Below are 26,396 nucleotides of genomic sequence, written 5' to 3' on the forward strand. Positions count from 1 at the left end.
CCGCCGTCGTCGTCGCGTCAGTCGTTGAGCACCTGGGAGAGCCGGTCGCGGAAGCGCCGCTCCGAGTCGCTGACCACGTCCCCGCCGAGGCCCAGGATGCCGCCGCTGGAGGCCGCGCCCACCACCTGCTCGGCGATCTCCACCAGCCAGTGCTTGTAGGCGCCGGCCTCGCCCTCGTCCGTCCGGGCGGCCAGCAGCACCGCCGCCTCCCTGGCCCGGCCCAGCACGTCCTCCAGGTAGGCGCGCGGGTCGGACGGCGCGATGACCGGCATCTCCTCGCCGGCCTCCGGGTCGCCCACCCGGGTGACGATCTCGCCGGCCACGGCCGCGACCAGCGGACTGGCCGACTCCCGGCCGGCGGCGATGGTCTCCAGCCCGGCGGCGTTCTCGGCCATGGTGCGCCGGGTGCCGTCGGACTCGGCGGCGCTCGCCGCGGTCAGCACCGACTGCGGCAGGCCGACCAACAGCCCCCACTCCTCGTCGGAGAAACCGAATCCGGTGTACGCCGGCTGCTCGATCACGGCAAAGCCCCTTTCCGCACTGATGTCGCTCGTCGTCCACGGCCCCGGCCAGCGGTGCCCGGCTCAGGCTAGTCGAGGGTCAGCAGGCCCTGTTCGGACACCACGCTGACGGACAGGGTCTTGTACCCCACCTCGTCGAAGAGAACCGTCATGCGGTCCTCCTCATAGCTCAGCACCAGGCCGTGCCCCCACTCCGGGTGCCGGACCTGGCTGTGCACGGGGAAGGGCCCGACCGCGCCGTCGTCGGGGGTGCTGGTGCCGGCGTGGCAGTTGTCGCAGTGCCCGCAGAGCTCGGTCATCTGCTCACCGAAGTAGGCCAGCAGCGTCTGCCCCCGGCAGGCGGTGGTCTCGGCGAAGGCCCGCATCATGTCGGTACGCGACCGGGTCACGGTCTGCTGCCGCTCGGCCTCCGCCAGGGCCGCCGCGGCGGCGTCCACGGGCGCGGGGGAGTAGCGGGGGGCACCGATGCGCTGCTTGGCCCTCGGCTCGGCCGCGCCGACCTGCTCCAGCAGGGCGAGGTACTGGCCGAGCTTGCGCGGGCCGAGCCCGGTGAGCTCGCGCAGCTCCTTCTTGTTCCGTGCCTTCTTGCGCAGCAGCGCGGACAGGTCGCGCAGCTCGTCGGCGTTCGGCAGGCCGCCGCTGAAGAAGCGTTGCAACCCGACGTCCTCGCCCTGCCACAGCAGCAGCACCCGGGCCGGGGCGCCGTCGCGGCCGGCCCGCCCGATCTCCTGGAAGTAGCTGTCCGGGGAGTCCGGCAGCGCCATGTGGACCACCCAGGCGATGTTCGGCTTGTCGATGCCCATGCCGAACGCCGAGGTGGCGACCATGATCGGAACCTGGTCGGCGAGGAACGCCTCGTGCAGTTCGGCGCGTGGCCCGGCCGCCATTCCGCCGTGGTAGTACTGGGCCGGGTAACCGGCGTCGGTGAGCCGGGCCGCCAACTCCTCGGCGGAGCGCCGGGTGGGCACGTAGATGATGCCGGGCCGGGTGTCGTCGCTCAGCAGGGCGAGCAACCGCCGCCACCGGTAGTCCTCCGTGGGGCAGTGCGCCACCTCGAGGAACAGGTTCGGCCGGTCCAGCCCGGAGACCACCACCTCGGGCTCGGTCAGCCGCAGCCGGGCGATGATGTCGTCGCGTACGGGCGGGGAGGCCGTGGCGGTCAGCGCCACGACCGGGGGCCTGCCGATGCCGTCGATGAGGTGACCCAGCGCCAGGTAGTCCGGGCGGAAGTCGTGCCCCCAGGCGGAGATGCAGTGCGCCTCGTCGATCGCCACCAGCGCCGGCTTCAGCGACTTCACCTCGGCCATCCGGTCCGGGTTGGCGAGCTGCTCCGGGGTGATGAAGAGGAACTCGGCCCGCCCCTCGCGGATCTCGGTGATCGCCTGCGCCTGCTGGGCGGCCGACTCGTTCGAGCTGATCCGCACCGCACGCAGCTCCGGCCGCTGCCGCTCGTTGAGCGCCGCGATCTGGTCCTGCTGGAGGGCGAGCAGCGGGGAGATCACCACGGTCGGGCCGGGGATCAGGCTGGCCGGGATCTGGTAGATCGCCGACTTGCCGGCGCCGGTGGGCAGCACCACCAGGGCGTCACGGCGCTTCATGACCGCCCGCATGGCGGCCAACTGGTGGGGCCGCAGTGCGGTCCAGCCGAAGAGGCTCTTGGCCGCGCGGCGCAGTGTCGTGGAGTGCGTGGACAGTTTCATCGAGGGCCGGAGGTACCCGACGCGACCAGCGCCGAAACCGTGCCTCAGGGGTAAGGAAGGGGCCCTTCCCTACACCTGAGGCGGCGGTCAGCGTACGCGGGGGAACACCTCGCGCTGGTAGAGGTCGAGCAGGCCCTGCCAGTTCGGGCCGGTGTTGGCCACGTAGACCTCGTCGAAGCCGGCCTTGGCGTACTCCTCGATCCTCGCCAGGTGCGCGTCGGTGTCCCGCCCGCAGACGAAGGCGTCCTTCATCGCCTCCGGCCGGACCAGCTCGCCGGCCTGCTCGAAGTGCCGCGGCGACGGCAGCACCTGGGACAGCTCGCCGGGCACCCCGGCGTTCGGCCAGCGCTCGTACGCGATCCGCACGCCCTCCTCCTCGCTGGGCGCGTACGCCGCCTTGAAGCCGGCCTGGCACGGCTTGTCGCCGCCGCCGTTCTCCCGGAACCGCCGGACGAGTTCGGCGTCGGGCGAGGTGTTGACGAAGCCGTCGCCGATGCGGGCGGCCAGGTCGACGGCCTTGGGGCCGAAGCCCGAGACGTAGACCGGCGGGGGAGCGTCCGGCAGCGTGTAGATCCGGGCGTGCTCGACGGTGTAGTGCTTGCCGTGGTGGTTGACGAAGCCGCCCCGCCACAGCTCGCGCATCACCTCGACGGCCTCCTCCAGCATCTCCAGCCGGACGTCGGCCTGCGGCCAGGCGTCGCCGAGGATGTGCTCGTTGAGCGCCTCGCCGCTGCCCACCCCGAGCACGAACCGCCCGGAGTGCAGGACCGCGCTGGTGGCCGCCGCCTGCGCCAGGACGGCCGGGTGGAGGCGCACGGTCGGGCAGGTCACGGCGGTGGTGACCGGAAGCTGGCAGACCTGGCTGAGCGCGCCGATCATCGACCAGACGAAGGGGCTCTGCCCCTGCGCGTCCGTCCACGGGTGGTAGTGGTCGGAGATCCAGAGCGCCTCGAAGCCGGCCCGCTCCGCGCCGCGCGCCTGCTCCAGCAGCTCGGCCGGCGTGTACTCCTCGGTGGACAGAAAGTAGCCGATCCTCATCGTTCCCCCTCGCCGTGTCGTACCGGTCCAACGAGACAGGCGGTACCCCGACGGCCGCCGTCGAACCGCGGTGCCGGCGCCGGGCGGCGCCTCAGCGCCGGAACATCGCGCGGATCGCGGCGAGCAGTAGGAGGCCGCCGACGACCAGGCCGAGCAGGCGTACGCCGGGGATGTCGGCCGGGCTCGTCGCGTCGGCCAGCAGCAGGGGATCCATCCCCGAACTGTCCCCAGCTCCGCGCCCGACGGCAACTGTAAGGTTTATTGACTATTTACTCGCACGGTGTGACCATGTCAGCACCGCCGCCGGTGGCGGGCCGCCGGGCGCGGAGAAGACGGGGGTACGACGACCGCATGAGCGAGCGACACATCAGCCACCACACCGGCGGGCCGGCGTGAACGGGCGCGACGGCAGCCTGACGGCCCTGGCCGCCGCCGTCCTCCAGCCGGGCTTCGTCGGCACCACGCCGCCACCCTGGATCTGCCGCTGGCTCGGCGAGGGCCTCGGCTCCGTGGTGCTCTTCGCCCGCAACGTGGTCGACCCCGAGCAGGTGGCCGCCCTCACCGCCACCCTGCGCGCCGAGCGCCCCGACGTCGTCGTCGCCATCGACGAGGAGGCCGGCGACGTCACCCGGATCGAGTCCGCCCGGGGCAGCTCCCGGCCCGGCAACTTCGCCCTCGGCGCGGTGGACGACCCGGCGCTGACCGAGGAGGTGGCCCGCGACCTGGGCGCCGACCTCGCCGCGCTGGGGATCACCCTCGACTACGCCCCCGACGCCGACGTCAACTCCAACCCGGCCAACCCGGTCATCGGCGTACGCGCCTTCGGGGCCGAGCCGGCGCTGGTCGCCCGGCACACCGCCGCCTGGGTACGCGGCCTCCAGTCGGGCGGGGTCGCCGCCTGTGCCAAGCACTTCCCGGGGCACGGCGACACCCAGGTCGACTCGCACCACGACCTGCCCCGGATCGGCGCCGACCGGGCCCGCCTCGACGCCGTGGAGCTGGCCCCGTTCCGGGCCGCCGTGGCCGCCGGGGTGCAGGCCGTGATGACCGGCCACCTGCTGGTGCCGGCGCTGGACCCGGAGCTGCCCGCCACCCTCAGCAACCGGATCCTGGGCGGGCTGCTCCGCGACGAGCTGGGCTTCTCCGGCGTCGTGGTCACCGACGCGGTGGAGATGCGGGCGGTCGCCGACCGGTACGGCTTCGCGGCCACGGCCGTGCGCGCCCTCGCCGCCGGCGCCGACGCGATCTGCATCGGCGGGGAACGCGCCGACGAGGGGGCGGCCCGGCTGCTGCGGGACGCGATCGTCGCCGCGGTCGTCGCCGGCGACCTGCCCGAGGAGCGCCTCGCCGAGGCGGCCAAGCGGGTGGGCCAGCTCGCCGCCTGGACGGTGGCCGCCCGGGCCGAGCAGCCGTCCCGGTCCCGCCCGAGCGCCGCCGGCTCGGCCGTCGGGCTGGCCGCCGCCCGCCGGGCGCTGCGGGTCACCACCGCGCCCGCCGGCGTCGGCGCGCTGCCGCTGACCGGTCCCGCCCACGTGGTCGAGTTCGAGCCGCCGCGCAACATCGCGATCGGCCCGGAGACCCCGTGGGGGCTCGCCGCCCCGCTGGCCGACCTGCTCGCCGGCACCACCACCGTCCGCTACGCCGAGGCCGACGTGCCCGCCGACCCGACCGCCGGGGCGGCCGGCCGGTGCGTGGTGCTGGTGGTGCGCGACCTGCACCGGCACGACTGGATGCGGGCGTCGGTGAGCCGTGCGCTGGCCGCCCGCCCGGACGCGGTCGTGGTCGAGCTGGGCGTGCCCGAGCTGGTCACCGGCGCGGTCCACGTCGCCACCCACGGCGCCACCCGGGCCGCCGCCCACGCCGCCGTCGGGCTGCTGACGGGTCGCTGACCGACCCCGCACTCCCCGGTTACGGCTCGGGGGTGACCAGGTCGGCGAACTCGGGGTGGCGGCCGATGAAGGCCGCCACGAACGGGCAGCGCGGCACCAGCGTCGTGCCGCGCTCGCGGAGCTGGTCGAGGGTGCCCCGGACCAGCGCCGCGCCGACGCCCATGTTCTGGAACCTCGGGTCGACCTCGGTGTGGGTGAAGACCAGCACCTCGCCGCGCGGCAGGTACGCGGTGAACCCGGCCAGCGCGTCGTCGACCAGGATCTCGAACCGGTGCTTGGCGGGATTGTCCTCGACCAGGGTGCTCACCCGGCCATTCTGCCCCCCTGACCGGCGAGCCGGTCCAGTTCGCCGAGCAACCGGTCCACCTCGTCGGCCGTGTTGTAGTGGTAGAGGCTGGCGCGCACCGCCCCGCCGCTGTCGCGCAGCCCCATCGCCTGGAAGTACTCGTACGCGTAGTAGTCGCCGGCGGAGAGGCAGAAGCCGGCCGCGCCCAGCTCCTCCTGGGTCCGCTGCGGGGAGAGCCCCGCCAGCCGGAAGGACACCGTCGGGCAGCGCCGGGCGGGGGAGCCGAGCACCGTGACCCCGGGCAGCGCGGCCAGCCCGGCGAGCAGCCGGTCCAGCAGTGACTCCTCGTACGCCCGCGCGGCGCCCAGCCCGGCGACCAGCCGCTCGCGGCGGCTCCCGGTGGCCGCCGGGTCCAGCCCGGCCAGGTGGTCCACGGCGGCGGCCACGCCGGCCAGCAGGGGGAAGCTCGGGGTGCCGTACTCGAAGCGGTCCGGCACCGCGTCGGAGGAGGGCAGCAGCTTCGCCGGGCGCAGCCGCTCCCACGTCGCCGGGGCGGCCACCATCGCGGCCAGGTGCGGGCCCGACCACTTGTAGGCGCTGGTGACCAGGAAGTCGGCGCCCAGCGCGGCGACGTCAGTGGGGCCGTGCGGCACCGAGTGCACGCCGTCGACGCAGACCAGCGCGCCGGCGGCGTGCGCGGTCGCGGCGATCGCCGCCACGTCCGGGACGGTGCCTGTCGCGTTGCTGCCCGCGGTCACCGCGACGAGCCGGGTCCGCTCGCCGACCAGTTCCGCGTAGCGGGCCGCCGGCAGCTCGGCGGTGTCCCGGTCGAACTCGGCCCAGCGCACCGTCGCTCCGGCGGCCTCGGCGGCCTGCACCCAGGGCCGTACGTTCGCGTCGTGGTCGAGCCGGGAGACCACGACCTCGTCGCCGGGTCGCCAGCCGGCACCCAGGGTCCGGGCCAGGGTGTACGTCAGCGCCGTGGCGCTCGGCCCCAGCACCACCCCGTCGGGTTCGGCGCCGAGCAGGTCGGCCACGGCCGAGCGGGCGGCGGCCACCATCTCCAGCGAGCGCCGGCCGGGCGCGAAGGCGGCGCTGCGGTTGCCCACCGCCGCGCGCATGGCGGCGGTGACCGCGTCGACGACTCCGGCGGCGGTCTGGGTGCCCCCGGCGCCGTCGAGGTGGACGAAGCCCTCGGCGAGGGCGGGGTAGGCGGCCCGGGTGCGGGCGATGTCGAACGGCATGCCCGGGACCCTAACGCCCCGCCTCCGGCGCCCCACCTGCGCGGATGATCACACCCTGCCGGAGTGGCCCGCGTCTCGTACCCTTGGCGGGGTGACGAACCGACGTGTTGCCTTCCCGCTGACCCCCACCCGCCGGGCCGCCGGCCTGTTGGCCGGCCTGGCGCTCGGGGCCGCCCTGCTCGCCGGCTGCAGCTCCGAGGGCGCCAGCACCGACTGCGGTCTGGACGCCTGCACCGTCACCTTCGACCGGGGCGTGGACGCCAGCGCCACCATCCTCGGGGTGGAGGCCAAGCTGATCGGCGCGCAGGGCGACCAGGTCACCGTCGAGGTCGCCGGCGAGCAGCTGTCGCTGACGACCGGCCAGCAGGCCACCGAGGTCGGCGGCTTCGCGGTGACGCTCGACAGCGTCACCGACCAGGAGGTCAAGATCCGGGTGTCGAGGAATCCCGGCAACTGACCCGCCGGGGCGGCGGTGGCCGACGTTTGGAAATCTTCGTATTCGGTGATTGTGGCGCCATGTCACTCACCCGGAATGCCGAAGCCACCGCCTCCCGCACGGCGAACAGCAGGTGGCTCGAGTTGTTGGCCAGAGTCGGTTTCATCGGCTACGGCATCGTGCACCTCCTGTTCGCCTGGCTGGCGTTGCAGATCGCGTTCGGTAAGGCCGGCGACGACGGCGACCAGTCCGGCGCGCTGCGCACCATCGCCGCCCAGCCGCTCGGCAAGTTCCTCGTCATCGCCATCGCGGTCGGCCTGCTCGCCATGGCGATCTGGCAGGCGCTGGAGGCGGCCGTCGGGCACCGCGCCGAGCGCGGCAAGGAGCGCGTCTGGGAGCGGCTCGCCTCGGCGGGACGGACCATCGTCTACCTCTACTTCGCCTGGACGGCCTTCAAGGTCTTCAAGGACGCCGGTTCCAACAGCGCCGACCAGCAGGAGGCGCTGACCGGCAAGCTCATGGAGTCCTCCGGTGGCCGCTGGCTGGTCGGCCTGGCCGGGCTCGGCCTCGCCGCGATCGGCGTCGGCCTGGTGATCTACGGGCTGATCAAGCGCTTCGAGAAGCACCTCAAGACCGGTGAGATGAACGCGAAGACGCGCCAGCTCACCCGCCGGCTGGGCATGGCCGGCTACATCGCCAAGGGCGTCGCGTACGGCATCTCCGGCCTGCTGATCATCGTGGCCGCCGTCAACTACGACCCCGAGAAGGCCCGCGGTCTGGACGCGGCCCTGCGCACGCTGCGCGACCAGGCGTACGGCCAGATCCTGCTCACCCTGGTGGCGCTCGGCATCGCCGCCTTCGGCGTCTTCTGCTTCCTGCAGTCCCGGTATCGCAAGGTCTGAACCTGGTCGATTCCGGCGTCGCCGGGCACTATTGGGCCTTTGCCCGAAGCACGTGCCCGGCGCCAGGAGGAGGAAAGAAACCCGTGCAGAGCTACCTCGGGACGATCGTCGCCGCGCTCGCTGCGGCGGCGATCGCCCTGTTCGCGGTCGAGGTCGCGCACCGCGTGATCCGGCGGGTCGGGCGGCGCTCGCTGCTGCTGACCGAGCTCACCGACCACGCGCACCGGTCCATCCAGGTCGCCGCCACCGTCGTCGCCGTCCAGTTCGCCGTGCGGCTCAGCACCGGCTACGCGGTCGGCGACCAGTGGCGGCAGGTGCTGCTGCACCTGCTGGTGCTCGGCGTGATCGCCAGCGTCGCCTGGCTGGTCGCCTCGCTGCTCGTCGTGGCGGAGGACACCGCACTGGCCCGGTTCCGGGTGGACGTGCCGGACAACCGGCACGCGCGGCGGGTGCGGACCCAGGTGGTCATGCTGCGCCGGTTGACGATCGCGGTGATCGTCGTACTGGCGGTGGGCGTGATGCTGATGACCTTCCCGGCCGTACGCGGCATCGGCGCCGGCGTGCTGACCAGTGCCGGTGTGGTCGGTGTGGTCGCCGCCCTGGCCGCGCAGAGCCTGCTGGGCAACGTCTTCGCCGGGCTCCAGCTCGCCTTCAGCGACGCGGTCCGCCTCGACGACGTGGTGGTGGTCGAGGGGGAGTGGGGGCGCATCGAGGAGTTGACGCTCAGCTACGTGGTCGTGCAGATCTGGGACGACCGGCGGCTGATCCTGCCCACCTCGTACTTCACCAGCAAGCCGTTCCAGAACTGGACCCGCACCGAGGCGGCGGTGCTGGGCACGGCCGAGTTCGACGTCGACTGGGCGGTGCCGGTGCAGGCCATGCGGGAGGAGCTGCGTCGGCTCGTCGAGGGCACCGAGCTGTGGGACGGCCGGGTCTGCGTACTCCAGGTGACCGACGCGACCGGCGGGACGATCAAGGTACGTGCCCTGGTCAGCGCCGCCGACGCCGGCAGCCTCTGGGACCTGCGCTGCCTGGTCCGCGAGCACCTGGTCGCCTGGATCCGCGACCACCGGCCGACCGCCATGCCCCGGATGCGTACCGAGATCGGGGACGCGGAGAGCAACCTGGCCTGGCAGTGGGTACGCCCCCGCCGGCCGGTGCGCCGGCTCAACGACGCCGAGGTGCCCGACGACGCGCGGGTCTTCGGCGGCAGCGACGACGGTGACGCCCGCAGCGAGGCCTTCGTCGGCCCCGACGAGCCCGCCGAAGCCCGCCGCTGACCCCTTCCCTCCCCCACCCCAAGGGCCGGGCGTGCCCCGTCCCTCCCCAGGGCACCCGCCCCAAGGGCGGGCCGCCTCGCCCCAGGCGTGCATGCCCGCCCGGGGCGGGGCGTCGATCATGCAGTTGTGGTCCCCCGCAAAAGGGGCATCGTTCGGATAAAGCCCGCCACAACTGCATGATCGACCCCGAGCGGTGGGCGGGGCCCCGGGGTGCGGCGGGGCCAGGGGGCGCGGGTCGGGTGGGGGCGCGGGTCCGGTGGGGTGGGGGCGCGGGTGGGGTGGGTGGGGCGTGACCTGTGGGGGGTGGGGGCGTTGGAGGTGTGGGCGGGGTTGTGCCTCGTGGGGGCGACCGGGCGGAGTGCGCTGGCTCGGGAAGTTTGACCGGGCGTTTGGCGGGGACCTGCTGCGCGACGCTTCTGCACCTTCTTCCGCGCCGTGCGGCGGCTCGGGGACGCGGCGGTCCGGGCTCAACGGCTGCCGGGCGAAGGATTGACGGGCGGCGACTCCGGGCATACAGCGCGGTGATGATGAAAGGAGGACAGCATGGCTGACGTGGCGAACGCCCGCACATCCCGGACCGGGAGCGAGCCGTCCACCGCCGAGCTGGTGCAGCGGGCCACGGAGCAGGTCTCCCGCCTGGTCCGGGACGAACTGGCCCTGGCCCGGGCGGAGCTGACCCAGAAGGGCAAGCACGCCGGCATCGGTATCGGTCTCTTCGGCGGCGGCGGGGCGCTGGCGCTGTACGGCCTGGGCGCCCTGGTCGCCACCGCGATCCTGCTGCTCGACCTGGTGCTTCCGGCCTGGGCGGCGGCCCTGATCGTCGCGGTGGTGCTCTTCGCGATGGCCGGGGTCTTGGCCCTGGTGGGCAAGAAGCAGGTCAGCCAGGCGGTCCCGCCGGTGCCGCAGGCCGCGGTCCGTAGCGTCCGGGCGGACGTGGACACGGTCGCCGCCGCCGTGAAGGACAGGGGACGGGCATGACGACGGGCAACGGCCGGGGCACCGGCGACACTGAGGCGCTGCGGGAGGAGATCCGGCGGACCCGGGTCGAGCTGGGGGAGACGATGGAGGCGTTGGCGGCCAAGGCCGACGTCAAGGCGCGGCTGAGGTCCTCCGCCGACCAGGCGAAGGAGCGGATGCGGGACCAGACGGCGCAGACCGTGGCCCGGGTGCGCGGGCAGGCGGCGCAGAAGGCGCAGCTCGCGCGGGAGCAGGCGCAGGAGAAGGGTGCCGTCGTACGGCGTAACCCGACGCCGTTCGTCGCCCTCGCGGCGGGCGCGGTGGCGGCCGTGATCGTGTTGATGATCGTTCGGGGGAGGCAGCGGTGAGCAGGGGCATCGGGAAGGCCGCGTACAAGCCGGTCGGCGTGTTGATGGGCATCGCCGCCGGCGCGGTCGCGGGCGCGATCTTCCGGCAGGTGTGGAAGATGACGGCGGGCGACGGTGAGGCGCCCAGCGCCACCGACGAGGACCGCGGCTGGGGCGAGGTCCTGGCGGCGGCGGCGTTGCAGGGCGCGATCTTCTCGGTCGTCCGGGCCGCCGTCGACCGGGGTGGCGCGGTGGGCGTACGCCGGTTCACCGGAAGCTGGCCGGACTGACCCGACGACGACGAAAAGGATCCCCGTACCGGTGCGCTGGTGCGGGGGTCTTTTCGCACGGGTGCAAGGGCCCACCCAGCGGATCTTCGGCACCCGTCAGGTCACATGTCGAAGAATTTCGTCCGGTACTCTGTGCAGAGTTTTCGCTACGTGGTTTGCTGTTCCACGCTGTTGAGAGATGGCGTGGGTTGAGCGAAGTCTCCTTCGTGGGGGCCGCCTCAGGCACCGCTGCTCGAAAACGGCCAATCGGCCGCACGGCGTGCTCGGCCGCCAGTTTTAGAAGGAGATACACATGGCGCAGGGAACCGTGAAGTGGTTCAACGCAGACAAGGGCTTCGGCTTCATCACCGTCGACGGCGGGGGTGCTGACGTGTTCGTCCACTTCTCGGCCATCCAGACCAGCGGCTACCGCACGCTGGAGGAGAACCAGCGGGTGGAGTTCGAGATCGCCCAGGGTCAGAAGGGTCCGCAGGCCGAGCAGGTCCGCCCCATCTGAGCAGTGCCGGTCGGCAGCCGCCGGCCAGTGGGTGATCCGACGCCCGGATCACAGCGAAGCCCCGTATCCCGCCCGGGATGCGGGGCTTTCCGCGTCCACGGGGCCCGCCGCCGCAGCCGGTACGCGAGCTGCCGGCGCCCGGCCTGCCACTCGCCACCCTGGCCGCCCACTGGGAGCGGCGGGCGGCGGGCCCCGTGCTCAGCGTCGCTTGCGGGCGTGCATCCCGAACCAGAGCGCGACCAGCCCGGCCAGGACGACGACGGGCCCCAGCACGGCCCAGATACGCTGGTCGGTCATGACGCTGCCCTCGACGTAGCCGAGGCCCTGCACCGTCCACATCGCACCGCCGACCACGGCGAGCAGGCCGAGGGTGAGCGGCAGCCAGCCCTTCATCGCGTCTTCCCTCCGTCGTTGCCGGTCCGGGCCGCCCGACTCACCACCGGTCGTGCACCCGCGGACGGACCAGTTCGTCGTAGATCTCCGCCACCGCCGCCAGCTCCCGTCCGGAGAGCGGGGCCTGGCCGGCCACGGCGGCGTTGCCCCGGGCCTGGGTGGCGTCGCGGGCGCCGGGGATGATCACGGTGACGCCGGGCTGGTCGACGACCCAGCGCAGCGCGAACTGGGCCATCCTGCGCCCGTCGCCGACCAGCGGCGCCAGCCGGCGCACGGCGGCCAGGCCCAGCGCGAAGTCGACACCGGAGAAGGTCTCGCCGATGTCGAACGCCTCGCCGTGCCGGTTGTAGGTGCGGTGGTCGTCGGCGGCGAAGGTGGTGTGTTCGTCGTACCGGCCGGAGAGCAGCCCGCTGGCCAGTGGGACGCGGGCGACGACGCCGACCCCGGCGGCGGCAGCGGCCGGGAGCACCCGGTCGAGGGGCTTGTGCCGCAGCGCGTTGAGGATGATCTGGACGCTGGCCACCCCCGGCCGGGCGATCGCGGTGAGCGCCTGTTCGCAGGTCTCCACGCTCACCCCGTAGCCGGCGACGCGTTCCTCGGCGACCAGGGTGTCCAGCGCGTCGAAGACTGCGTCGTCGGCGAAGACGGCGGTGGGCGGGCAGTGCAGCTGCACCAGGTCGAGGGTGTCCGTGCCGAGGTTGCGCCGGGACCGGTCGGTCCACTCGCGGAAGTGCGCCAGGGTGTACGCCTCGGGTGTCTGCGCGACGCGGCGGCCCATCTTGGTGGCCACGGTCAGCCCGGCGTCGGGCCGGCTGCGCAGGAACCGCCCGATGAGCTGCTCGCTGCGCCCGTCGCCGTAGACATCCGCCGTGTCGAGGAAGGTGACCCCCGACTCGACGGCGGCGGTCAGCACGGCGGTGGCGTCGGCCTCGCTGACCGTGCCCCAGTCCGCGCCGAGCTGCCAGGCGCCCAGCCCGATCACCCCGACGCGCCGCCCCAGCCGGGGAAAGGTGCGCTGCTCCATGGGACTGAGCCTAGTGATCGGCTTGTCCGGTCGCGCGACGGGCCGTACGGTGAAACAAGACGGACGTACGGTTTGGGAGGCAGCGATGTGGGATCCGACGGCGTACCTGCGCTATGGCGACGAGCGCTCGCGGCCCTTCCACGACCTGCTCGCCCGGGTCCCGGCCGAGCGCCCGCGCGCGGTGGTCGACCTCGGGTGCGGCCCGGGCAACCTCACCGCCACCCTCGCCGCGCGGTGGCCGGACAGCCGGATCGCCGGCCTCGACTCCTCGCCGGAGATGATCGCGGAGGCCACCGCCGCTGCCCCTGCCGCCGCCGGGGTCTCCTTCGCCGTCGGCGACGTCCGGCACTGGCACCCGGAGCCCGACGTGGACGTCGTGGTCAGCAACGCCGTGCTCCAGTGGGTGCCCGGCCACCGGGAGCTGCTCACCCGCTGGGCCAGAGAACTGCCCGCCGGCGCCTGGCTGGCCGTGCAGGTGCCGGGCAACTTCGACGCCCCCTCGCACCGGGCGCTGCGCGAGGTCGCCGACCGTCCGGCGTGGCGTGCCGACGTCGCCCCGCTGCTGCGCCGGCCCCCGGCCGACGACACCGCCGTCGGCTACGCCGAGCTGCTGACCGGTGCCGGCTGCGCGGTGGACGCCTGGGAGACTACCTACGTGCACCTGCTGCCGGCCCGCGTCGACGCGGACCACCCCGTGCTGAGCTGGCTGGAGGGGACCGCGCTCCGGCCGGTCCGCGCGGCCCTGGACGCCGCCGGCTGGGCCGACTTCCGGGCCGAGCTGGGCGTACGACTCGCCGAGGCGTACCCGGTGCGGCACGCTCAGGTGCACTTCCCGTTCCGCCGCGTCTTCTTCGTCGCCCGCACCGGCGCCCGCGCAGAGGAGAACCAGTGACCGACCTGCAAACCTTCATCGCCGGACTGCCCAAGGTGGAGCTGCACGTGCACCACGTCGGCTCCGCCTCGCCCCGGATCGTCGCCGAGTTGGCTGCCCGCCACGAGGGCCGCAGCCCCGTGCCCGCCGACCCGGCCGCACTCGCCGACTACTTCGCCTTCCGCGACTTCGCGCACTTCATCGAGGTCTACCTGAGCGTCGTGGACCTCATCCGCGACCCCGAGGACGTCTGGCTGCTCACCCACGAGGTCGCCCGCGAGCTGGCCCGCCAGCAGGTCCGCTACGCCGAGCTGACCGTCACGCCCTACTCGCACGTGCACCGGGGGATCCCCGCGCCCGCCTTCTGCGAGGCGATCGAGGACGCCCGCAAGCGGGCCGAGGCGGACTTCGGCATCGAGCTGCGCTGGTGCTTCGACATCCCCGGCGAGGCCGGCCTGCCGGCGGCCGAGGAGACGCTGCGCATCTCGCTGGAGGAGCGCCCGGACGGGCTGATCAGCTTCGGCCTCGGCGGCCCCGAGATCGGGGTGCCCCGGCCGCAGTTCAAGCCGTACTTCGACCGGGCCCGGGCGGCCGGGCTGCGCTCGGTGCCGCACGCCGGCGAGACCACCGGCCCGCAGACGGTCTGGGACGCGCTGCGCGACCTCGGCGCGGAGCGGATCGGGCACGGCATCTCCGCCGCGCGGGACCCGGAGCTGCTGGCCTATCTCGCCGAGCACCGCATCGGCATGGAGGTCTGCCCGACGTCCAACGTGCGTACCCGCGCGGTCGTCAGCATCGAGGAGCACCCGCTGCGGCAGTTGGTCGAGGCCGGCCTGCTGGTCACCATCAACTCCGACGACCCGCCGATGTTCGGCACCACCCTCGACGAGGAGTACGCCGTCGCGGCCCGGCTGCTCGACGTGGGCCCGGAGGGGCTGGCGGCGCTGGCCCGCGACGCGGTGACCGCCTCGTTCCTGGACCCGGCCGGCAAGCGGCGGATCACCGCCGAGATCGACGCCCACCTGGCCGCCGCCACCGGCTGAGCGCGGAGAGGGGGCGGCGCGCGGCGGGAGGAGGTGTGGGGGGACCGAGTCTCCCGCCGCGCGCCCGGCTCCACCGGCCGGTGGGGTGCCCCGAGGCATTGGCCGGTGGAACTGATGGGTTCGGATTCGATCCTGTCAGCGCCGGCCCGCTCCGGCACCACGGTTAACCGCGATCTAAGGAAGACTTGCGCCGCCCCACAACCGGCCGCCGGACCGGGGCGCCCGGCCGGGCCGCGGCTCAGTCGTCGGTGGGCCGCTGGCGGGGCCAGCGGCGGCTGCCGGTCTTCTGCTCCCGGGCCATCCGGCCGACCAGGCCGAACCGGCTGACCTGCCGGGGCGTCGCCTCCGGGTCGGCGAGCAGCATCACCACGCTCGCCCCGCCCAGCCGGGCCCGGTCGATGCTGACCGAGCCGTTCGCCTGCAACGCCACCCGCTTGGCGATGTCCAGCCCCAGCCCGGTCGAGCCCTGATCGCTGGCGCCCCGGCGCAGCGCCCGGTCCGGGTTGGCGATCCCCGGCCCGGCGTCGTCGATCCGGATGGCCACGTACCCGTCGCGACGCGAGACCGCCACCTCGAACGCGGTGCCCTGCGGGGTGTACCGGAAGACGTTGCCGATCACCGCGTCCAGCGCGGCGGCCAGCTCGGCCCGGGGAACCGGTGCCGGGATGCGCAGCTGGGCGCCGCTGACCCGGTGCGGCCGGTTCTGGTCGCCGGCCAGGGCGGCCCAGAACACCATCCGGTCGCGTACCACCTCGCTGACGTCGCACATCGCCGGCCCGGCCTCGTGCGCGACCGCCTTGCGGGTGGTCTTGATCAGCACGTCGATCTCGCCCTCGAGGGTGACGATCGCCTGCCGGATCCGGCGGATGCCGCGCCGCCGGTCCAGTTCCGCCTCGCTGAACGAGCCCACGCTGGTGTCGTCGGACTCCAGCGCCTCCGCGTCGAGCCGCAGCACCGTCAGCGGGGTGCGCAGCCGGTGCGACAGGTCGGCGACCAGCTCCCGTTCGTCGGTGCGGGCGGCGTCCAGCCGGTCGGCCATCCGGTTGAAGGCGTGCCCGGCCTCGGCCAGCTCACGTGGGCCGCTCGGGTCGACGCGTACGCCCTGGTCGCCGTCGCCGATCGCGAGCGCCGCGCGGACCAGGCCCCGGGCCGAGTCGACCGCGCGGGCGGCGACCCGGTCCACCACCAGCACCGCCGCGCCCACCAGGGCGGCGGCCACCCCGAGCAGCAGCAGCCACCGGCTGTTGCCGGCCAACTCCGACTCGGGCACGAAGACCTCGACCACGGCCGTGGTGTCGCCGAGCACCACCGGGTCCAGCCGGAGCACGCCGCCCTCGACGTCGACGACCACGGAACGCCGCTCGGCCCGCGCGCGCTCGAGACTCCCGGCGTCGGCCCGGCCCGCCGACTCGTCCACCCCGAGCCCGTGCACGACCGGCCGGGTGGCCGGGTCGTCGCCGCTGGCCGCCACGACGCGCTGCACCACGGCGGGGTCGGTGCTGACGGCGAGCGCGCCGGTCACCAGCGCGCTGCGTCGGGCGGCGTCCGCGATGGCCTCCTCGCGCGCCCGGTCGGCGAGACCGAGGGCGAGCGGGACCAGGAACGCGAGCGCCACCAGGGCGCACATGCCGGCCGTGAGCAGGGCCAGCGACGGCCTCAGTCCGGCGCCACCAGCCGGAAGCCGACCCCCCGCACGGTGCGCAGGTAGCGCGGCTTCGCCGCGGACTCGCCCATTTTGCGGCGCAGCCAGTACAGGTGAACGTCGATGGTCTGGTCCTCGCCGACCGATGGCTGCCGCCATACCTCCTCCAGAAGTTCCCGGCGGGACACTACCCGGCCCGGCCGCGCGGCGAGATAGGCCAGCAGGTCGAATTCCTTGCGGGTCAGCGCCAGCGGCTCGCCGTCGAGGTGGGCGCTGCGCTCGCCGACGTCCACCCGCAGCCCGCCGACGCTGTGCACGGCCGGCTGCACCGTCCGGCTGGCCCGCCCGGCCCGGCGCAGCACGGTGGTGATCCGCGCGTCGAGGTGCGCGCCGGTGAACGGCTTGACCATGTAGTCGTCGGCCCCGGCGCGCAGCAGCCGCACCACGGACTGCTCGTCGTCGCGGGCGGTGGCGATGATGATCGGCACGTCGGTGATGCCGCGCAGCATGCGCAGCGCGTCCGAGCCGTCGAGGTCGGGCAGCCCGAGGTCGAGCACCACGAGGTCGGGGGTCTCGGCCGCCACCCGGCGCAGCGCGTCCAGCGCCGTGCCGACGGCGTGCACGGCGTGCCCCCGGTCGGCGAGGGATCGCAGCATCGCGCCGCGTACGACGTGATCGTCTTCGACCAGGAGCACGGTGGCCACAGCAAGACCGTACTCGCGGTGGCAAGTTGATCGCGTTTGCGGCACACGAGGCAACAGGGCAAGCTGGTACAACGATGTCTTTCACGCTCTTTCCCGACACCCGCCTCGCGCTGGCCCGGGACTCCCTCGCCGGCCTGTCGGTGGGCGACGCGCTCGGCTCGCAGTTCTTCGTTCCCGGCCGGCACCCGGCCGACCTGGCCGCCGGGAAGCTGCCCCCGCCGCCGTGGCAGTGGACCGACGACACCGAGATGGCCTGCTCGGTGGTCGCCGCCCTGGCCGAGACCGGCCGGATCGACCGCGACGCCCTCGCCGCGGCCTTCGCCGAGCGCTGCGAGCCCTACCGGGGGTACGGGCCGGGCGCGGTGACCATCCTGCGGCTGATCCGCACCGGCACGCCGTGGCCGGTGGCGGCCGCCTCGGCCTTCGACGGTCAGGGCTCCTGCGGCAACGGCGCGGCGATGCGGGTCGGTCCGCTGGGCGCGTGGTACGCCGACTCCACCGCGCGGGCGGCGGCACAGGCCCGGGCGTCGGCGGAGGTGACCCACGCGCACCCGGAGGGCGTCGCCGGCGCGGTCGCGGTGGCGGTGGCCGCGTCACTGGCCGCCCGCGCCCGCCTCGACGGCCACCGGCCCGCCCCGGAGCGGCTGCTGGCCGGCGTGACCGCCGCGCTGGACCCGGCCACGGAGGTGCACCGGGGCGTACGCCGGGCCGCCGGCCTGCTCGACCGCCCGGTCGCCGTGGCCGCCGACGTGCTCGGCAACGGCTCCCGGGTCACCGCCCAGGACACCGTCGCCTTCACCTGTTGGGTGGCCGCCGTGCACCTGGACGACTACCCGGCGGCGGTCAGCGCGTGCGTGGAGGCCGGCGGGGACGTCGACACCACCGCCGCCATCGTCGGGGCGGTGGTGGCCGCGCACACCGGCGTCGGCACGCCGGGCGGGGTGCCGGCCGACTGGCTGGCCGCCCGCGAGCCCCTGCCGGACTGGGCCGGCTGACCGCCGCCTATCCGGGGTCCGACGCGCGCCCCGCGCACCATGCTCAGCGGGCGGCGACCGGCCTGCCCGGCGACTGCGCTTCGGCGGCGGCCGGCCCGGCCCCGTCCGGGCCGGTCCGGGGCGTCGGGTCCTCCCGCAGCACCGACAGGTCGACCGGCTCGGCCGGCTCGCGGCGCCGCCACCGGCTGACCAGCCAGCCGATCGCCGCGCCTCCGCCGAGGCCGGCGAGCAGCCCGGCGGCCAGCATCCCGTCCGCGTTCCCGCTGCCGACCGGGACGTCGCCGGCCGCCGGCGCACCGGCCGCCCGGGCCCCCGCCGCCGGGACGTCGCCCGCCCCGCCAGCCGCCGCCCCGGCCGCCGGGGCGGCGCCGTGCCCGCCGTGCCCGGCCGCCGCGCCGGGGGCCGCCGGCAGCAGGGTGAGCGCCGGTGCCCGGCGATCCCCGCTCGGCCCGGCCCAGCGCACCACCGTGCCGTCGGCGTACGTGCGCAGCACCTCGAAGGTGAGCCGGTCGGTCTGCGGCAACGGCCCCATGGACAGGGTGAGTCGGGCCGGACCGGGAGCCGTGCCGGGCATCCGGACCCAGGTCACCGCGCTGGTCACCTCGTCGACCCGGGACGAGTGGATGCCGGCGACCGGCTGGTCGAGCCTGCGGGTGGTGATCCGGGGCGCCCAGCCGGGCACCGACATCGGATAGACCTCGGCGATCGGGGCGTCGGCCGGCAGCCGGATCTCGATCCGCTCGGCGCGGGCGCCCGGCAGTTCGTCGGGCACCACGAACTCCAGCTTCACCGCACCGCCCTGTCGCGCCTGCGTCGGGCTGGTCGTCACGTCGGCCGCGTACGCCGGGGCGGGCCAGGTCAGCACCCCGGCCGCCGCCAGGACGGCCACCGTCGCGGCCCGGCGCCGGGACCCGGGCCGCACACCGTGCATCGTCGCCATCGTTCGGTCCCATCCGTCTCCACGGGGCCGGCACGGTTCCGGCCACGTCCGGTAGTTCGGACGCGGGGACGCAAAGGTTCAACGCAGGGCCCAGGACGCCGGCCGGACCCGGCGCGCCCGGCCCGTCCCGGGGCGGCGGCGGGGCGACGCCCGTCCCACGGACCCCGGGGGCGGTGGCGTCGGCGACCGCCCCGGCGGGGGCGACCGATAGCATCGCAGGAGCCGAACGTTCGGCGTCATCCGTGCCGTCTGCTGGAGGAGTCACCGTGTCCGCACCCCGTACCCCCGCCGTGGCCGACCCCGTCGTCGTCGCCGCCGGGACCACGGCGGCCGACGCGGTGGCCGCGGCCGGTCTGCCCGCGTCCGGCCCGAAGGCGATCGTGGTGGTCCGCGACCCGCAGGGCCAGCTGCGCGACCTGGACTGGGCCCCGCAGGCCGACACCGAGGTCGAGCCGGTCAGCCTCGACTCGCCGGACGGGCTCAACGTGCTGCGGCACTCCTGCGCGCACGTGCTCGCCCAGGCCGTGCAGGACGTCTTCCCGGACGCCAAGCTCGGCATCGGCCCGCCCATCGAGAACGGCTTCTACTACGACTTCGCCGTCGACAAGCCGTTCCAGCCGGACGACCTCGGCAAGCTCGAGAAGCGGATGCAGGAGATCGTCAAGTCCGGTCAGCGGTTCCGCCGCCGGCGCTTCGGCAGCCTCGACGAGGCGAAGGCCGAGCTGGCCGCCGAGCCGTTCAAGCTGGAGCTCATCGACGTCAAGGGCGAGGGGCTGGACACCTCCGAGGTGATGGAGGTGGGCGGCGGCGAGCTGACCATCTACGACAACCTCGCCGCCAAGGAGGACAAGGTCTGCTGGTCGGACCTGTGCCGGGGCCCGCACCTGCCGAACACCCGACTGATCGGCGCGTTCAAGCTGATGCGCTCGGCCGCCGCGTACTGGCGCGGGTCGGAGAAGAACCCGCAGCTCCAGCGGGTCTACGGCACCGCCTGGCCGACCCGGGACGAGCTGAAGGCGTACCTGAAGCTGCTGGAGGAGGCCGCGCGGCGCGACCACCGCAAGCTCGGCGTGGACCTGGACCTGTTCAGCTTCCCCGACGAACTGGGTTCGGGCCTGGCGGTCTTCCACCCCAAGGGCGGCATCATCCGCCGGGAGATGGAGAACTACTCGCGCATCAAGCACGAGCAGGCCGGCTACGCCTTCGTCAACACCCCGCACATCACCAAGGGCCACCTGTACGAGGTCTCCGGTCACCTGGACTGGTATGCCGACGGCATGTTCCCGCCCATGGAGGTCGAGGGCGCGAGCTACTACCTCAAGCCGATGAACTGCCCGATGCACGACCTGATCTTCCGGTCCCGGGGGCGGTCCTACCGCGAGCTGCCGCTGCGGATGTTCGAGTTCGGCACGGTCTACCGCTACGAGAAGTCGGGCGTGGTGCACGGCCTGACCCGGGTACGCGGCATGACCCAGGACGACGCGCACATCTTCTGCACCGAGGAGCAGATGGCGGGCGAGCTGAAGTCGCTGCTCGTCTTCGTGCTCGAACTGCTGCGTGACTACGGCCTGGACGACTTCTACCTGGAGCTGTCCACCCGCAACCCGGAGAAGTCGGTCGGCACCGACGAGAACTGGGAGCGGGCCACCGAGGCGCTGCGCTCCGCCGCCGAGGAGTCCGGACTGGACCTGGTGCCCGACCCGGGCGGCGCGGCCTTCTACGGCCCGAAGATCTCGGTGCAGGCCAAGGACGCCATCGGCCGGACCTGGCAGATGTCCACCATCCAGGTCGACTTCAACCTGCCGGAGCGCTTCGGGCTGGAGTACCAGGCCGCCGACGGCACCCGGCAGCGGCCGGTGATGATCCACCGGGCGCTCTTCGGCTCGATCGAGCGCTTCTTCGGGGTGCTCACCGAGCACTACGCGGGCGCGTTCCCGGCGTGGCTGGCCCCGGTGCAGGTGGTCGGCATCCCGATCCGCGAGGACCACACCGACTACCTGCACGGCTTCGTCGCCGCGCTGCGCGCCGAGGGCGTCCGCGCCCAGGTCGACGCGGGCGACGACCGGATGCAGAAGAAGATCCGCACCGCCCAGCAGCAGAAGGTCCCGTTCATGGTGATCGCCGGCGACGACGACGTGGCCGCCGGCACCGTCTCGTTCCGCTACCGGGACGGCTCGCAGCGCAACGGGGTGCCGGTCGCCGACGCCGTGGCCCACGTGCTCGACGTGGTCGGCTCCCGGACCAACGTCGGCCCGTCCGCCGCCTGACCCGCGACGCACCGAAGGCCCCCCGCACCGCGGGGGGCCTTCGTCATGGGGTCGTCAGGTGTCAGATCCCGCAGCTCGGCGCGGACCAGCCGCCGACCGCCCCGACGTGGGTGTGGTCGTTGTGGCCCGGGTAGCCGGGGCCGAGGATGTTGCCGAAGCCGTGGTAGCGGGCCTGCTGGGCGAGCCGGCAGAACGAGGGCGACCCGACCAGGTCGACGCCGTCGCCGTAGAGGTGCCGACTGTTGGAGGCGCCGCCGACCGCGCTGTTGCACGAGTAGCTGCGGAAGCCGCTGCTGATGTTGATCGACACGCTGCCGAGGGCCTTGCGCATGGCCTGGAGCTTCCACATCGACACCAGCGCGTTGAACTTGGCGGTGCTGGCGGAGACCGCGCCACCGGACCAGGTGCTGTTGCACCGGTTCAGCTCGGCGTAGGTGAAGTTGACCGGGGTGCAGTCGTTGTCCTGGAGCGCGTAGAGCTGGTTCTGGGTCGCCGGCCCCGCGATGCCGTCCGCGGCCAGGCCGTACGCCTGCTGGAAGCGGATCACGGCGGACCGGGTGGCCGGGCCGAACGCGCCGTCGAGGGAGAGCTGGGCGTTGTAGCCGGGGTAGCCGGCGAGCCGGATCTGCAGCTGCCGGACGTCCTCGCCGGTGGCGCCCTGGGAGAGGACGCGTCCCCATGTGTAGCAGCCGTCCGCCTGCGCGGGGCTGCTGGTCGCCACCACGCCCACGAGGGCGGTGGAGGCGGCGAGCGCGCAGGCGGCGAGTGCCCGGCCAAAGCGGCGGAATGCGGTTCTCACGATGGGCTCCCATCGACAAGGGATGATGTCTGTGGATGGATTCTTCATTCACGTTCATCAGTTCGTCAAGAACTTTCACCCCCTATCCGTCCCCCTGGACGCGATCCGGGCCCCAGGGGGGCGTCGGGGGCGGGCGCGGACCGGCGTACGGCGTCCGGAGCGGGCGTCGCCGGGAACGTAGGATCGGTGGCGTGACTGGGGTGGAACGGCACACGGACAGCGGCATGGCCGACGGCCTGGAGCGGCTCTGGACTCCGCACCGGATGACCTACATCTCCGGGGAGGACCGGCCCGAGGGCGGCTACGAGCGGCCGGCCGGCTGCCCGTTCTGCCGGGCCCCGGGGCTGGCGCCCGGGGAGAGCCTGGTGGTGGCCCGGGGCGAGCACGTGTTCGCGGTGCTCAACCTCTATCCCTACAACCCCGGGCACCTGCTGGTCTGCCCCTACCGGCACGTGGCCGACTACACCGAGCTGGACCTGGCCGAGACCACCGAGCTGGCGGCGTTCACCCAGACCGCCATGCGGGTGGTGCGCAAGGTGAGCAACGCGCACGGGTTCAACCTGGGCATGAACCAGGGCGGCGTGGCCGGCGCGGGCATCGCCGCGCACCTGCACCAGCACGTGGTGCCCCGCTGGGGCGGCGACGCCAACTTCATGCCCGTGATCGGGCAGACGAAGGTCCTGCCGCAACTGCTCACCGACACCCGCGACCTGTTCACCCGGGCCTGGCCGACCTAGACCGACCCTCGCTCTTCCCGGCGGTCCGTGACGGCGCACGGCTCCGCCTGCGGGCCCCTCCCCGCCCGCCGGCCTCGCTCCCGCACCGATCGCTCCTCAAGAAGCGTCCGGGCCGGTCGGCGGCTGCGGGCGGCCGTGTCGTCGGCAAACTTCCTGTCCCGGGTCGGGCGCGAGGTGGCACGATCTGGCGATGGCAGTGACGACGCGGACGTTGGGCCGCAGCGGCATCGAGGTCAGCGCCCTCGGCATGGGGTGCTGGGCGATCGGCGGCCCCTGGGCCGAGGGCGGCCAGCCGCTGGGCTGGGGCGCCGTCGACGACGACGAGTCGGTCCGCGCGATCCGGCACGCGCTCGACCTCGGCGTGACGCTCTTCGACACCGCCGACACCTACGGGGCCGGGCACGGCGAGCGGGTGCTCGGCCGGGCCCTCGCCGGCCGGCGCGACGAGGCCGTGATCGCCACCAAGTGGGGCTACACCTTCGACGAGGCCGCCCGCCAGGCCACCGGCGAGGACCCCTCCCCGGCGTACCTGCGGCAGGCCGTCGCACACTCGCTGCGCCGGTTGGGCACCGACCGGATCGACCTCTACCAGCTGCACCTGGCGGACCTGCCGGTGCCGCGGGCCGAGGCGCTCGTCGGCACCCTGGAGGACCTGGTCGCCGAAGGGCTGATCCGGGCGTACGGCTGGAGCACCGACCGCCCGGACCGGGCCGCCGCGTTCGGGCGGGACGCCCGGCACGCCACCGCCGTGCAGCACACGCTGTCGGTGCTCCGGGACGCCCCCGAACTGCTCGCCGTCTGCGACAAGTACGACCTCGCCAGCGTCAACCGGGGACCGCTGGGCATGGGCCTGCTCTCCGGCAAGTACACGGCCGGCTCCACGCTGCCCCGCGACGACGTGCGCGGCGTCGCCCCCGGTTGGCTGGAGTGGTTCCGGGGCGGCCGGCCGGCGCCGGAGTGGCTGCGCCGCGTCACCGCCGTGCGGGCGGCGTTGACCGCTGACGGGCGTACCCTCGCGCAGGGCGCGCTCGGGTGGCTCTGGGCACGCAGCGACCGCACCGTCCCGATTCCCGGCTGCCGCACCGTGGCCCAGGTGGAGGAGAACGCCGGGGCCCTGCGCCGGGGTCCGCTGCCGGCCGACCAGTTCGCCGAGGTGGAGCGCCAGTTGGCCGCGCTGCGCTCGGCCGCCCTCCGCGACGCCGACCGCCCCCACCACCCGAGCCCGCTGCCCCCCACCGCCCGCCCCTGACGCCCGCCCCCCTCGCCGGCCTCGCCGGCCCGGCTGCCCACCCGTCCCGGCGGCGCCGATCATGGAGTTGTGGTGGGCGTGATGCCCTGTATCGAGCCTTATGCGGGGCACCACAACTGCATGATCGACCCCTCGACTCCGCGACCCCGGGGCGGGGCGGGCTAGGGGTGGGTGGGGTGTTCCTTGCGGAGCTGGTCGGCCAGGTGGGCGGGCATCGGGTCGTAGCGGACGAAGTGGCGGCGGAACGTGCCGGTGCCCGACGTCATGGAGCGCAGCTCGACCGCGTAGCGGAGCAGCTCCGTGGCCGGTACCTCGGCCCGGACGACGGTGCGTCCCTCGGCCTCGGGGTCGGCCTCGGTGCCGAGCACCCGGCCGCGCCGGCCGGACAGGTCGCCCATGACCGCGCCCACCGAGGAGTCGGGCACCCGCACCGCCACCTCGTCGATCGGCTCCAGCAGCGCCGGCTGCCCCTTCCCGGCGGCGTCGCGCAGGGCGAGAGCGCCGGCGGTCTGGAAGGCCGCGTCGGAGGAGTCGACGCTGTGCGCCTTGCCGTCGACGAGGGTCACCCGCAGGTCCACCACCGGGTGGCCGGCGACCAGGCCGCGCTCCATCTGGGCGCGGACGCCCTTCTCGACGGAGGGGACGTAGTTGTGCGGCACCGCCCCGCCGACCACCCGGTCGACGAACTCGAATCCGGCGCCGGGCGGCAGCGGCTCGACCTCGATGTCGCAGACGGCGTACTGGCCGTGGCCGCCGGACTGCTTGACGTGCCGGCCGTGCCCCGACGCCCGGACGGTCAGCGTCTCGCGCAGCGCGACCCGGACGGGCTCGGTGTCCAGCTCCACCCCGCCGGCGCGCAGGCGCTCCAGCACCACGTCGGCGTGCGCCTCGCCCATGCACCAGAGCACCAGCTGGTGGGTCTCCGGGTTGCGCTCCAGCCGCATGGTGGGGTCGCCGGCGACCAGGCGGGCCAGGTTGCGCGCCAGGGCGTCCTCGTCGGCGCGGCTGCGGGCCACGACGGCCACCGGCAGCAGCGGCTCGGGCATCTCCCAGGGGGCGATCAGCAGCGGCTCGTCCTTGGCGGAGACGGTGTCGCCGGTCTCCGCGCTGCCCGACTTGGTGATCGCGCATATGTCGCCGGCCACGCAGGCGCCCACCTCGCGCAGGCTCGCGCCCAGCGGCGTGTAGATGTGGCCGACCCGCTCGTCGGCGTCGTGGTCGGGGTGGCCGCGCTCGGCCATGCCGTGCCCGGAGACGTGCACGGTCTGCTCGGGGCGCAGGGTGCCGGAGAAGACCCGGACCAGGGAGACCCGGCCGACGTGCCGGTCCACGGTCGTCTTGACCACCTCGGCGACCAGCGGGCCGTCCGGGTCGCAGGTCAGCGGCGGCCGGGGGGAGCCGTCCACCCCGGCGACCGCCGGCAGCTCGTGCTCCAGCGGCGAGGGGAAGCCGGCGGTGAGCACCTCCAGCAGCGCGTCCAGCCCCACGCCGGTCTCGGCGCAGACCGGCACCACCGGGTAGAAGTGGCCGCGGGCGACCGCCTTCTCCAGGTCGTCGACGAGCACGTCGGTGCCGATCTCCTCCCCGTCGAGGTAGCGGTCCATCAGGGACTCGTCCTCGCTCTCGGCGATGATCCCCTCGATCAGCTCGTTGCGGGACTCGACGATGGCGGGCAGGTGCTCCGGGTCCGGCTCGCGTACCTCGGCCGGCAGGCCGGCGGTGTAGTCGAAGACCCGGCGGGTGATCAGGCCGAGCAGGCCGACGGTGGAGATCCCGTCGTCGCCGAGCATCGGCAGGTAGAGGGGGAGCACGTTGTCGCCGAAGACCCGCTGGCACAGCGCCACGGCCTCGTCGAAGTCGGCGCGCGGGTGGTCCAGCCGGGCCACGGCGACCGCCCGGGGCATGTCGACCGCCGCGCACTCCTCCCAGAGGGCGGCGGTGGCGGCGTCCATCCCGTCGACGGCGGAGACCACGAACAGCGCCGCGTCGGCGGCCCGCAGGCCCGCCCGCAGCTCGCCCACGAAGTCGGCGTAGCCGGGGGTGTCGAGCAGATTGACCTTGACCCCGTCGTGCAGCAGCGGGGCACAGGCCAGGCTCACCGAGCGCTGCTGGCGTACGGCCGCCGGGTCGTGGTCGCAGACGGTGGTGCCGTCCGCGACGTTGCCGGGCCGGCCGATCGTGCCGCTCGCCGCGAGCAGCGCCTCGACCAGGGTCGTCTTGCCCGCCCCGGAGTGCCCGACGAGCACCACGTTGCGGATCCTGCCGGGCTCGGTCACCACCGGCGCGCCGCCGGCGGCCCCCTTCTCCTGACTCTTCTGCGCCATGGGGCGCACCTCCCTCAGCCGT

At 74.2% G+C, this 26,396-nt stretch carries 27 protein-coding genes; 14 read left to right on the forward strand and 13 right to left on the reverse strand.

The window, feature by feature from the left end; translation table 11 throughout:
• Positions 1-17: 17 nt before the first annotated feature.
• The 4 genes from ACN27A_RS32045 to ACN27A_RS32060 form a co-directional block, all read right to left on the reverse strand.
• Positions 18-521: a hypothetical protein gene (locus ACN27A_RS32045; RefSeq protein ID WP_132236000.1), complete on the reverse strand. Its 504-nt coding sequence runs from the start codon at positions 519-521 to the stop codon at positions 18-20.
• A gap of 68 nt (positions 522-589) precedes the next feature.
• Positions 590-2,221 (reverse strand): RecQ family ATP-dependent DNA helicase, encoded by a 1,632-nt coding sequence (locus tag ACN27A_RS32050; protein WP_421458182.1) that lies wholly within the window; start codon positions 2,219-2,221, stop codon positions 590-592.
• 87 nt (positions 2,222-2,308) lie between these two features.
• The gene (locus ACN27A_RS32055) at positions 2,309-3,259 is read right to left on the reverse strand and encodes a TIGR03557 family F420-dependent LLM class oxidoreductase (protein ID WP_421458183.1); all 951 of its coding nucleotides are present in this window, start codon (positions 3,257-3,259) and stop codon (positions 2,309-2,311) included.
• A 91-nt stretch (positions 3,260-3,350) separates the two neighbouring features.
• Positions 3,351-3,473, reverse strand: coding sequence for a hypothetical protein (locus ACN27A_RS32060; protein WP_255474757.1), 123 nt, complete (start codon positions 3,471-3,473; stop codon positions 3,351-3,353).
• Positions 3,474-3,651: 178 nt separating this feature from the next.
• Between ACN27A_RS32060 and ACN27A_RS32065 the strand changes: the two genes are divergently transcribed.
• Entirely contained in the window at positions 3,652-5,148 is a 1,497-nt protein-coding gene (locus ACN27A_RS32065; RefSeq protein WP_421458184.1) for a glycoside hydrolase family 3 protein, read from the forward strand.
• A 19-nt stretch (positions 5,149-5,167) separates the two neighbouring features.
• Here the strand turns inward: ACN27A_RS32065 and ACN27A_RS32070 are convergent, their stop codons facing one another.
• Positions 5,168-5,455, reverse strand: coding sequence for a GNAT family N-acetyltransferase (locus ACN27A_RS32070; protein ID WP_421458185.1), 288 nt, complete (start codon positions 5,453-5,455; stop codon positions 5,168-5,170).
• Entirely contained in the window at positions 5,452-6,678 is a 1,227-nt protein-coding gene (locus ACN27A_RS32075) for a cysteine desulfurase-like protein (RefSeq protein ID WP_421458186.1), read from the reverse strand. The genes ACN27A_RS32070 and ACN27A_RS32075 overlap by 4 nt, the downstream gene beginning before the upstream one ends.
• A 91-nt stretch (positions 6,679-6,769) precedes the next feature.
• Here ACN27A_RS32075 and ACN27A_RS32080 point away from each other — a divergent pair, with 91 nt between their 5' ends.
• From ACN27A_RS32080 to ACN27A_RS32110, 7 genes are all read left to right on the forward strand, one after another.
• Positions 6,770-7,135, forward strand: a complete 366-nt coding sequence (locus tag ACN27A_RS32080; protein WP_421458187.1) for a hypothetical protein — start codon at positions 6,770-6,772, stop codon at positions 7,133-7,135.
• Between the two features lie 59 nt (positions 7,136-7,194).
• Positions 7,195-8,016: a DUF1206 domain-containing protein gene (locus ACN27A_RS32085; protein WP_421458188.1), complete on the forward strand. Its 822-nt coding sequence runs from the start codon at positions 7,195-7,197 to the stop codon at positions 8,014-8,016.
• Positions 8,017-8,099: 83 nt separating this feature from the next.
• Complete coding sequence (locus ACN27A_RS32090; protein ID WP_421458189.1) at positions 8,100-9,296, forward strand: mechanosensitive ion channel family protein; 1,197 nt, start codon at positions 8,100-8,102, stop codon at positions 9,294-9,296.
• 543 nt (positions 9,297-9,839) lie between these two features.
• A complete protein-coding gene (locus ACN27A_RS32095; protein ID WP_151456905.1) occupies positions 9,840-10,274 on the forward strand; it encodes a phage holin family protein in 435 nt (144 codons plus the stop codon).
• Entirely contained in the window at positions 10,271-10,621 is a 351-nt protein-coding gene (locus tag ACN27A_RS32100; protein WP_421458190.1) for a DUF3618 domain-containing protein, read from the forward strand. Before ACN27A_RS32095 ends, ACN27A_RS32100 begins: the two co-directional genes overlap by 4 nt.
• Positions 10,618-10,890, forward strand: a complete 273-nt coding sequence (locus tag ACN27A_RS32105) for a DUF4235 domain-containing protein (protein WP_416607350.1) — start codon at positions 10,618-10,620, stop codon at positions 10,888-10,890. The genes ACN27A_RS32100 and ACN27A_RS32105 overlap by 4 nt, the downstream gene beginning before the upstream one ends.
• A gap of 292 nt (positions 10,891-11,182) precedes the next feature.
• Positions 11,183-11,386 (forward strand): cold-shock protein, encoded by a 204-nt coding sequence (locus ACN27A_RS32110; protein ID WP_007075740.1) that lies wholly within the window; start codon positions 11,183-11,185, stop codon positions 11,384-11,386.
• Between the two features lie 198 nt (positions 11,387-11,584).
• Here ACN27A_RS32110 and ACN27A_RS32115 read toward each other — a convergent pair whose 3' ends face one another.
• On the reverse strand, positions 11,585-11,779 hold the full coding sequence (locus tag ACN27A_RS32115; protein WP_421458191.1) for a hypothetical protein: 195 nt from the start codon (positions 11,777-11,779) through the stop codon (positions 11,585-11,587).
• Positions 11,780-11,819: 40 nt separating this feature from the next.
• A complete protein-coding gene (locus tag ACN27A_RS32120) occupies positions 11,820-12,803 on the reverse strand; it encodes an aldo/keto reductase (protein ID WP_421458192.1) in 984 nt (327 codons plus the stop codon).
• Positions 12,804-12,888: 85 nt separating this feature from the next.
• Here ACN27A_RS32120 and ACN27A_RS32125 point away from each other — a divergent pair, with 85 nt between their 5' ends.
• Positions 12,889-13,695 carry a trans-aconitate 2-methyltransferase gene (locus ACN27A_RS32125; protein ID WP_421458193.1) on the forward strand — a complete coding sequence of 269 codons (807 nt, stop codon included), beginning with the start codon at positions 12,889-12,891 and terminating at the stop codon, positions 13,693-13,695.
• A complete protein-coding gene (locus tag ACN27A_RS32130) occupies positions 13,692-14,717 on the forward strand; it encodes an adenosine deaminase (protein ID WP_421458194.1) in 1,026 nt (341 codons plus the stop codon). Before ACN27A_RS32125 ends, ACN27A_RS32130 begins: the two co-directional genes overlap by 4 nt.
• Positions 14,718-14,955: 238 nt before the next feature.
• Here ACN27A_RS32130 and ACN27A_RS32135 read toward each other — a convergent pair whose 3' ends face one another.
• Entirely contained in the window at positions 14,956-16,344 is a 1,389-nt protein-coding gene (locus ACN27A_RS32135) for a HAMP domain-containing sensor histidine kinase (protein WP_421458195.1), read from the reverse strand.
• 29 nt (positions 16,345-16,373) lie between these two features.
• Positions 16,374-17,063 carry a response regulator transcription factor gene (locus ACN27A_RS32140; protein ID WP_089001050.1) on the reverse strand — a complete coding sequence of 230 codons (690 nt, stop codon included), beginning with the start codon at positions 17,061-17,063 and terminating at the stop codon, positions 16,374-16,376.
• Positions 17,064-17,137: 74 nt separating this feature from the next.
• Here ACN27A_RS32140 and ACN27A_RS32145 point away from each other — a divergent pair, with 74 nt between their 5' ends.
• Entirely contained in the window at positions 17,138-18,058 is a 921-nt protein-coding gene (locus ACN27A_RS32145) for an ADP-ribosylglycohydrolase family protein (protein ID WP_421458196.1), read from the forward strand.
• A 43-nt stretch (positions 18,059-18,101) separates the two neighbouring features.
• Here ACN27A_RS32145 and ACN27A_RS32150 read toward each other — a convergent pair whose 3' ends face one another.
• Positions 18,102-18,998, reverse strand: coding sequence for a YcnI family protein (locus ACN27A_RS32150; protein WP_421458197.1), 897 nt, complete (start codon positions 18,996-18,998; stop codon positions 18,102-18,104).
• Between the two features lie 266 nt (positions 18,999-19,264).
• Here ACN27A_RS32150 and thrS point away from each other — a divergent pair, with 266 nt between their 5' ends.
• Entirely contained in the window at positions 19,265-21,265 is a 2,001-nt protein-coding gene (thrS, locus tag ACN27A_RS32155) for a threonine--tRNA ligase (RefSeq protein ID WP_421458198.1), read from the forward strand.
• A gap of 61 nt (positions 21,266-21,326) precedes the next feature.
• Here thrS and ACN27A_RS32160 read toward each other — a convergent pair whose 3' ends face one another.
• Positions 21,327-22,064, reverse strand: coding sequence for a D-Ala-D-Ala carboxypeptidase family metallohydrolase (locus ACN27A_RS32160; protein ID WP_421458199.1), 738 nt, complete (start codon positions 22,062-22,064; stop codon positions 21,327-21,329).
• A gap of 224 nt (positions 22,065-22,288) precedes the next feature.
• Here ACN27A_RS32160 and ACN27A_RS32165 point away from each other — a divergent pair, with 224 nt between their 5' ends.
• Positions 22,289-22,801, forward strand: coding sequence for an HIT family protein (locus tag ACN27A_RS32165; protein ID WP_421458704.1), 513 nt, complete (start codon positions 22,289-22,291; stop codon positions 22,799-22,801).
• Positions 22,802-22,991: 190 nt separating this feature from the next.
• Positions 22,992-24,050, forward strand: a complete 1,059-nt coding sequence (locus ACN27A_RS32170; protein WP_421458200.1) for an aldo/keto reductase — start codon at positions 22,992-22,994, stop codon at positions 24,048-24,050.
• Positions 24,051-24,211: 161 nt separating this feature from the next.
• On the opposite strand, the gene ACN27A_RS32175 is transcribed toward ACN27A_RS32170, so the two are convergent.
• Positions 24,212-26,374 (reverse strand): elongation factor G-like protein EF-G2, encoded by a 2,163-nt coding sequence (locus ACN27A_RS32175; RefSeq protein ID WP_421458201.1) that lies wholly within the window; start codon positions 26,372-26,374, stop codon positions 24,212-24,214.
• Positions 26,375-26,396 lie beyond the last annotated feature (22 nt).

It is taken from the genome of Micromonospora sp. WMMD737 (genome assembly GCF_049179055.1).
GTDB lineage: Bacteria > Actinomycetota > Actinomycetes > Mycobacteriales > Micromonosporaceae > Micromonospora > Micromonospora reichwaldensis.

What these genes read in the sequence shown, in the direction of transcription:
- ACN27A_RS32100 (WP_421458190.1), top strand. Translation starts at nt 10,271, where the DNA reads ATGACGACGGGCAACGGCCGGGGCACCGGCGACACTGAGGCGCTGCGG.
- ACN27A_RS32075 (WP_421458186.1), bottom strand. Translation starts at nt 6,678, where the DNA reads ATGCCGTTCGACATCGCCCGCACCCGGGCCGCCTACCCCGCCCTCGCC.
- ACN27A_RS32060 (WP_255474757.1), bottom strand. Translation starts at nt 3,473, where the DNA reads ATGGATCCCCTGCTGCTGGCCGACGCGACGAGCCCGGCCGACATCCCC.
- ACN27A_RS32175 (WP_421458201.1), bottom strand. Translation starts at nt 26,374, where the DNA reads ATGGCGCAGAAGAGTCAGGAGAAGGGGGCCGCCGGCGGCGCGCCGGTG.
- ACN27A_RS32170 (WP_421458200.1), top strand. Translation starts at nt 22,992, where the DNA reads ATGGCAGTGACGACGCGGACGTTGGGCCGCAGCGGCATCGAGGTCAGC.
- ACN27A_RS32095 (WP_151456905.1), top strand. Translation starts at nt 9,840, where the DNA reads ATGGCTGACGTGGCGAACGCCCGCACATCCCGGACCGGGAGCGAGCCG.
- ACN27A_RS32115 (WP_421458191.1), bottom strand. Translation starts at nt 11,779, where the DNA reads ATGAAGGGCTGGCTGCCGCTCACCCTCGGCCTGCTCGCCGTGGTCGGC.
- ACN27A_RS32085 (WP_421458188.1), top strand. Translation starts at nt 7,195, where the DNA reads ATGTCACTCACCCGGAATGCCGAAGCCACCGCCTCCCGCACGGCGAAC.
- ACN27A_RS32055 (WP_421458183.1), bottom strand. Translation starts at nt 3,259, where the DNA reads ATGAGGATCGGCTACTTTCTGTCCACCGAGGAGTACACGCCGGCCGAG.
- ACN27A_RS32120 (WP_421458192.1), bottom strand. Translation starts at nt 12,803, where the DNA reads ATGGAGCAGCGCACCTTTCCCCGGCTGGGGCGGCGCGTCGGGGTGATC.
- ACN27A_RS32135 (WP_421458195.1), bottom strand. Translation starts at nt 16,344, where the DNA reads ATGTGCGCCCTGGTGGCGCTCGCGTTCCTGGTCCCGCTCGCCCTCGGT.
- ACN27A_RS32110 (WP_007075740.1), top strand. Translation starts at nt 11,183, where the DNA reads ATGGCGCAGGGAACCGTGAAGTGGTTCAACGCAGACAAGGGCTTCGGC.
- ACN27A_RS32165 (WP_421458704.1), top strand. Translation starts at nt 22,289, where the DNA reads ATGGCCGACGGCCTGGAGCGGCTCTGGACTCCGCACCGGATGACCTAC.
- ACN27A_RS32145 (WP_421458196.1), top strand. Translation starts at nt 17,138, where the DNA reads ATGTCTTTCACGCTCTTTCCCGACACCCGCCTCGCGCTGGCCCGGGAC.
- ACN27A_RS32125 (WP_421458193.1), top strand. Translation starts at nt 12,889, where the DNA reads ATGTGGGATCCGACGGCGTACCTGCGCTATGGCGACGAGCGCTCGCGG.
- ACN27A_RS32050 (WP_421458182.1), bottom strand. Translation starts at nt 2,221, where the DNA reads ATGAAACTGTCCACGCACTCCACGACACTGCGCCGCGCGGCCAAGAGC.
- ACN27A_RS32150 (WP_421458197.1), bottom strand. Translation starts at nt 18,998, where the DNA reads ATGGCGACGATGCACGGTGTGCGGCCCGGGTCCCGGCGCCGGGCCGCG.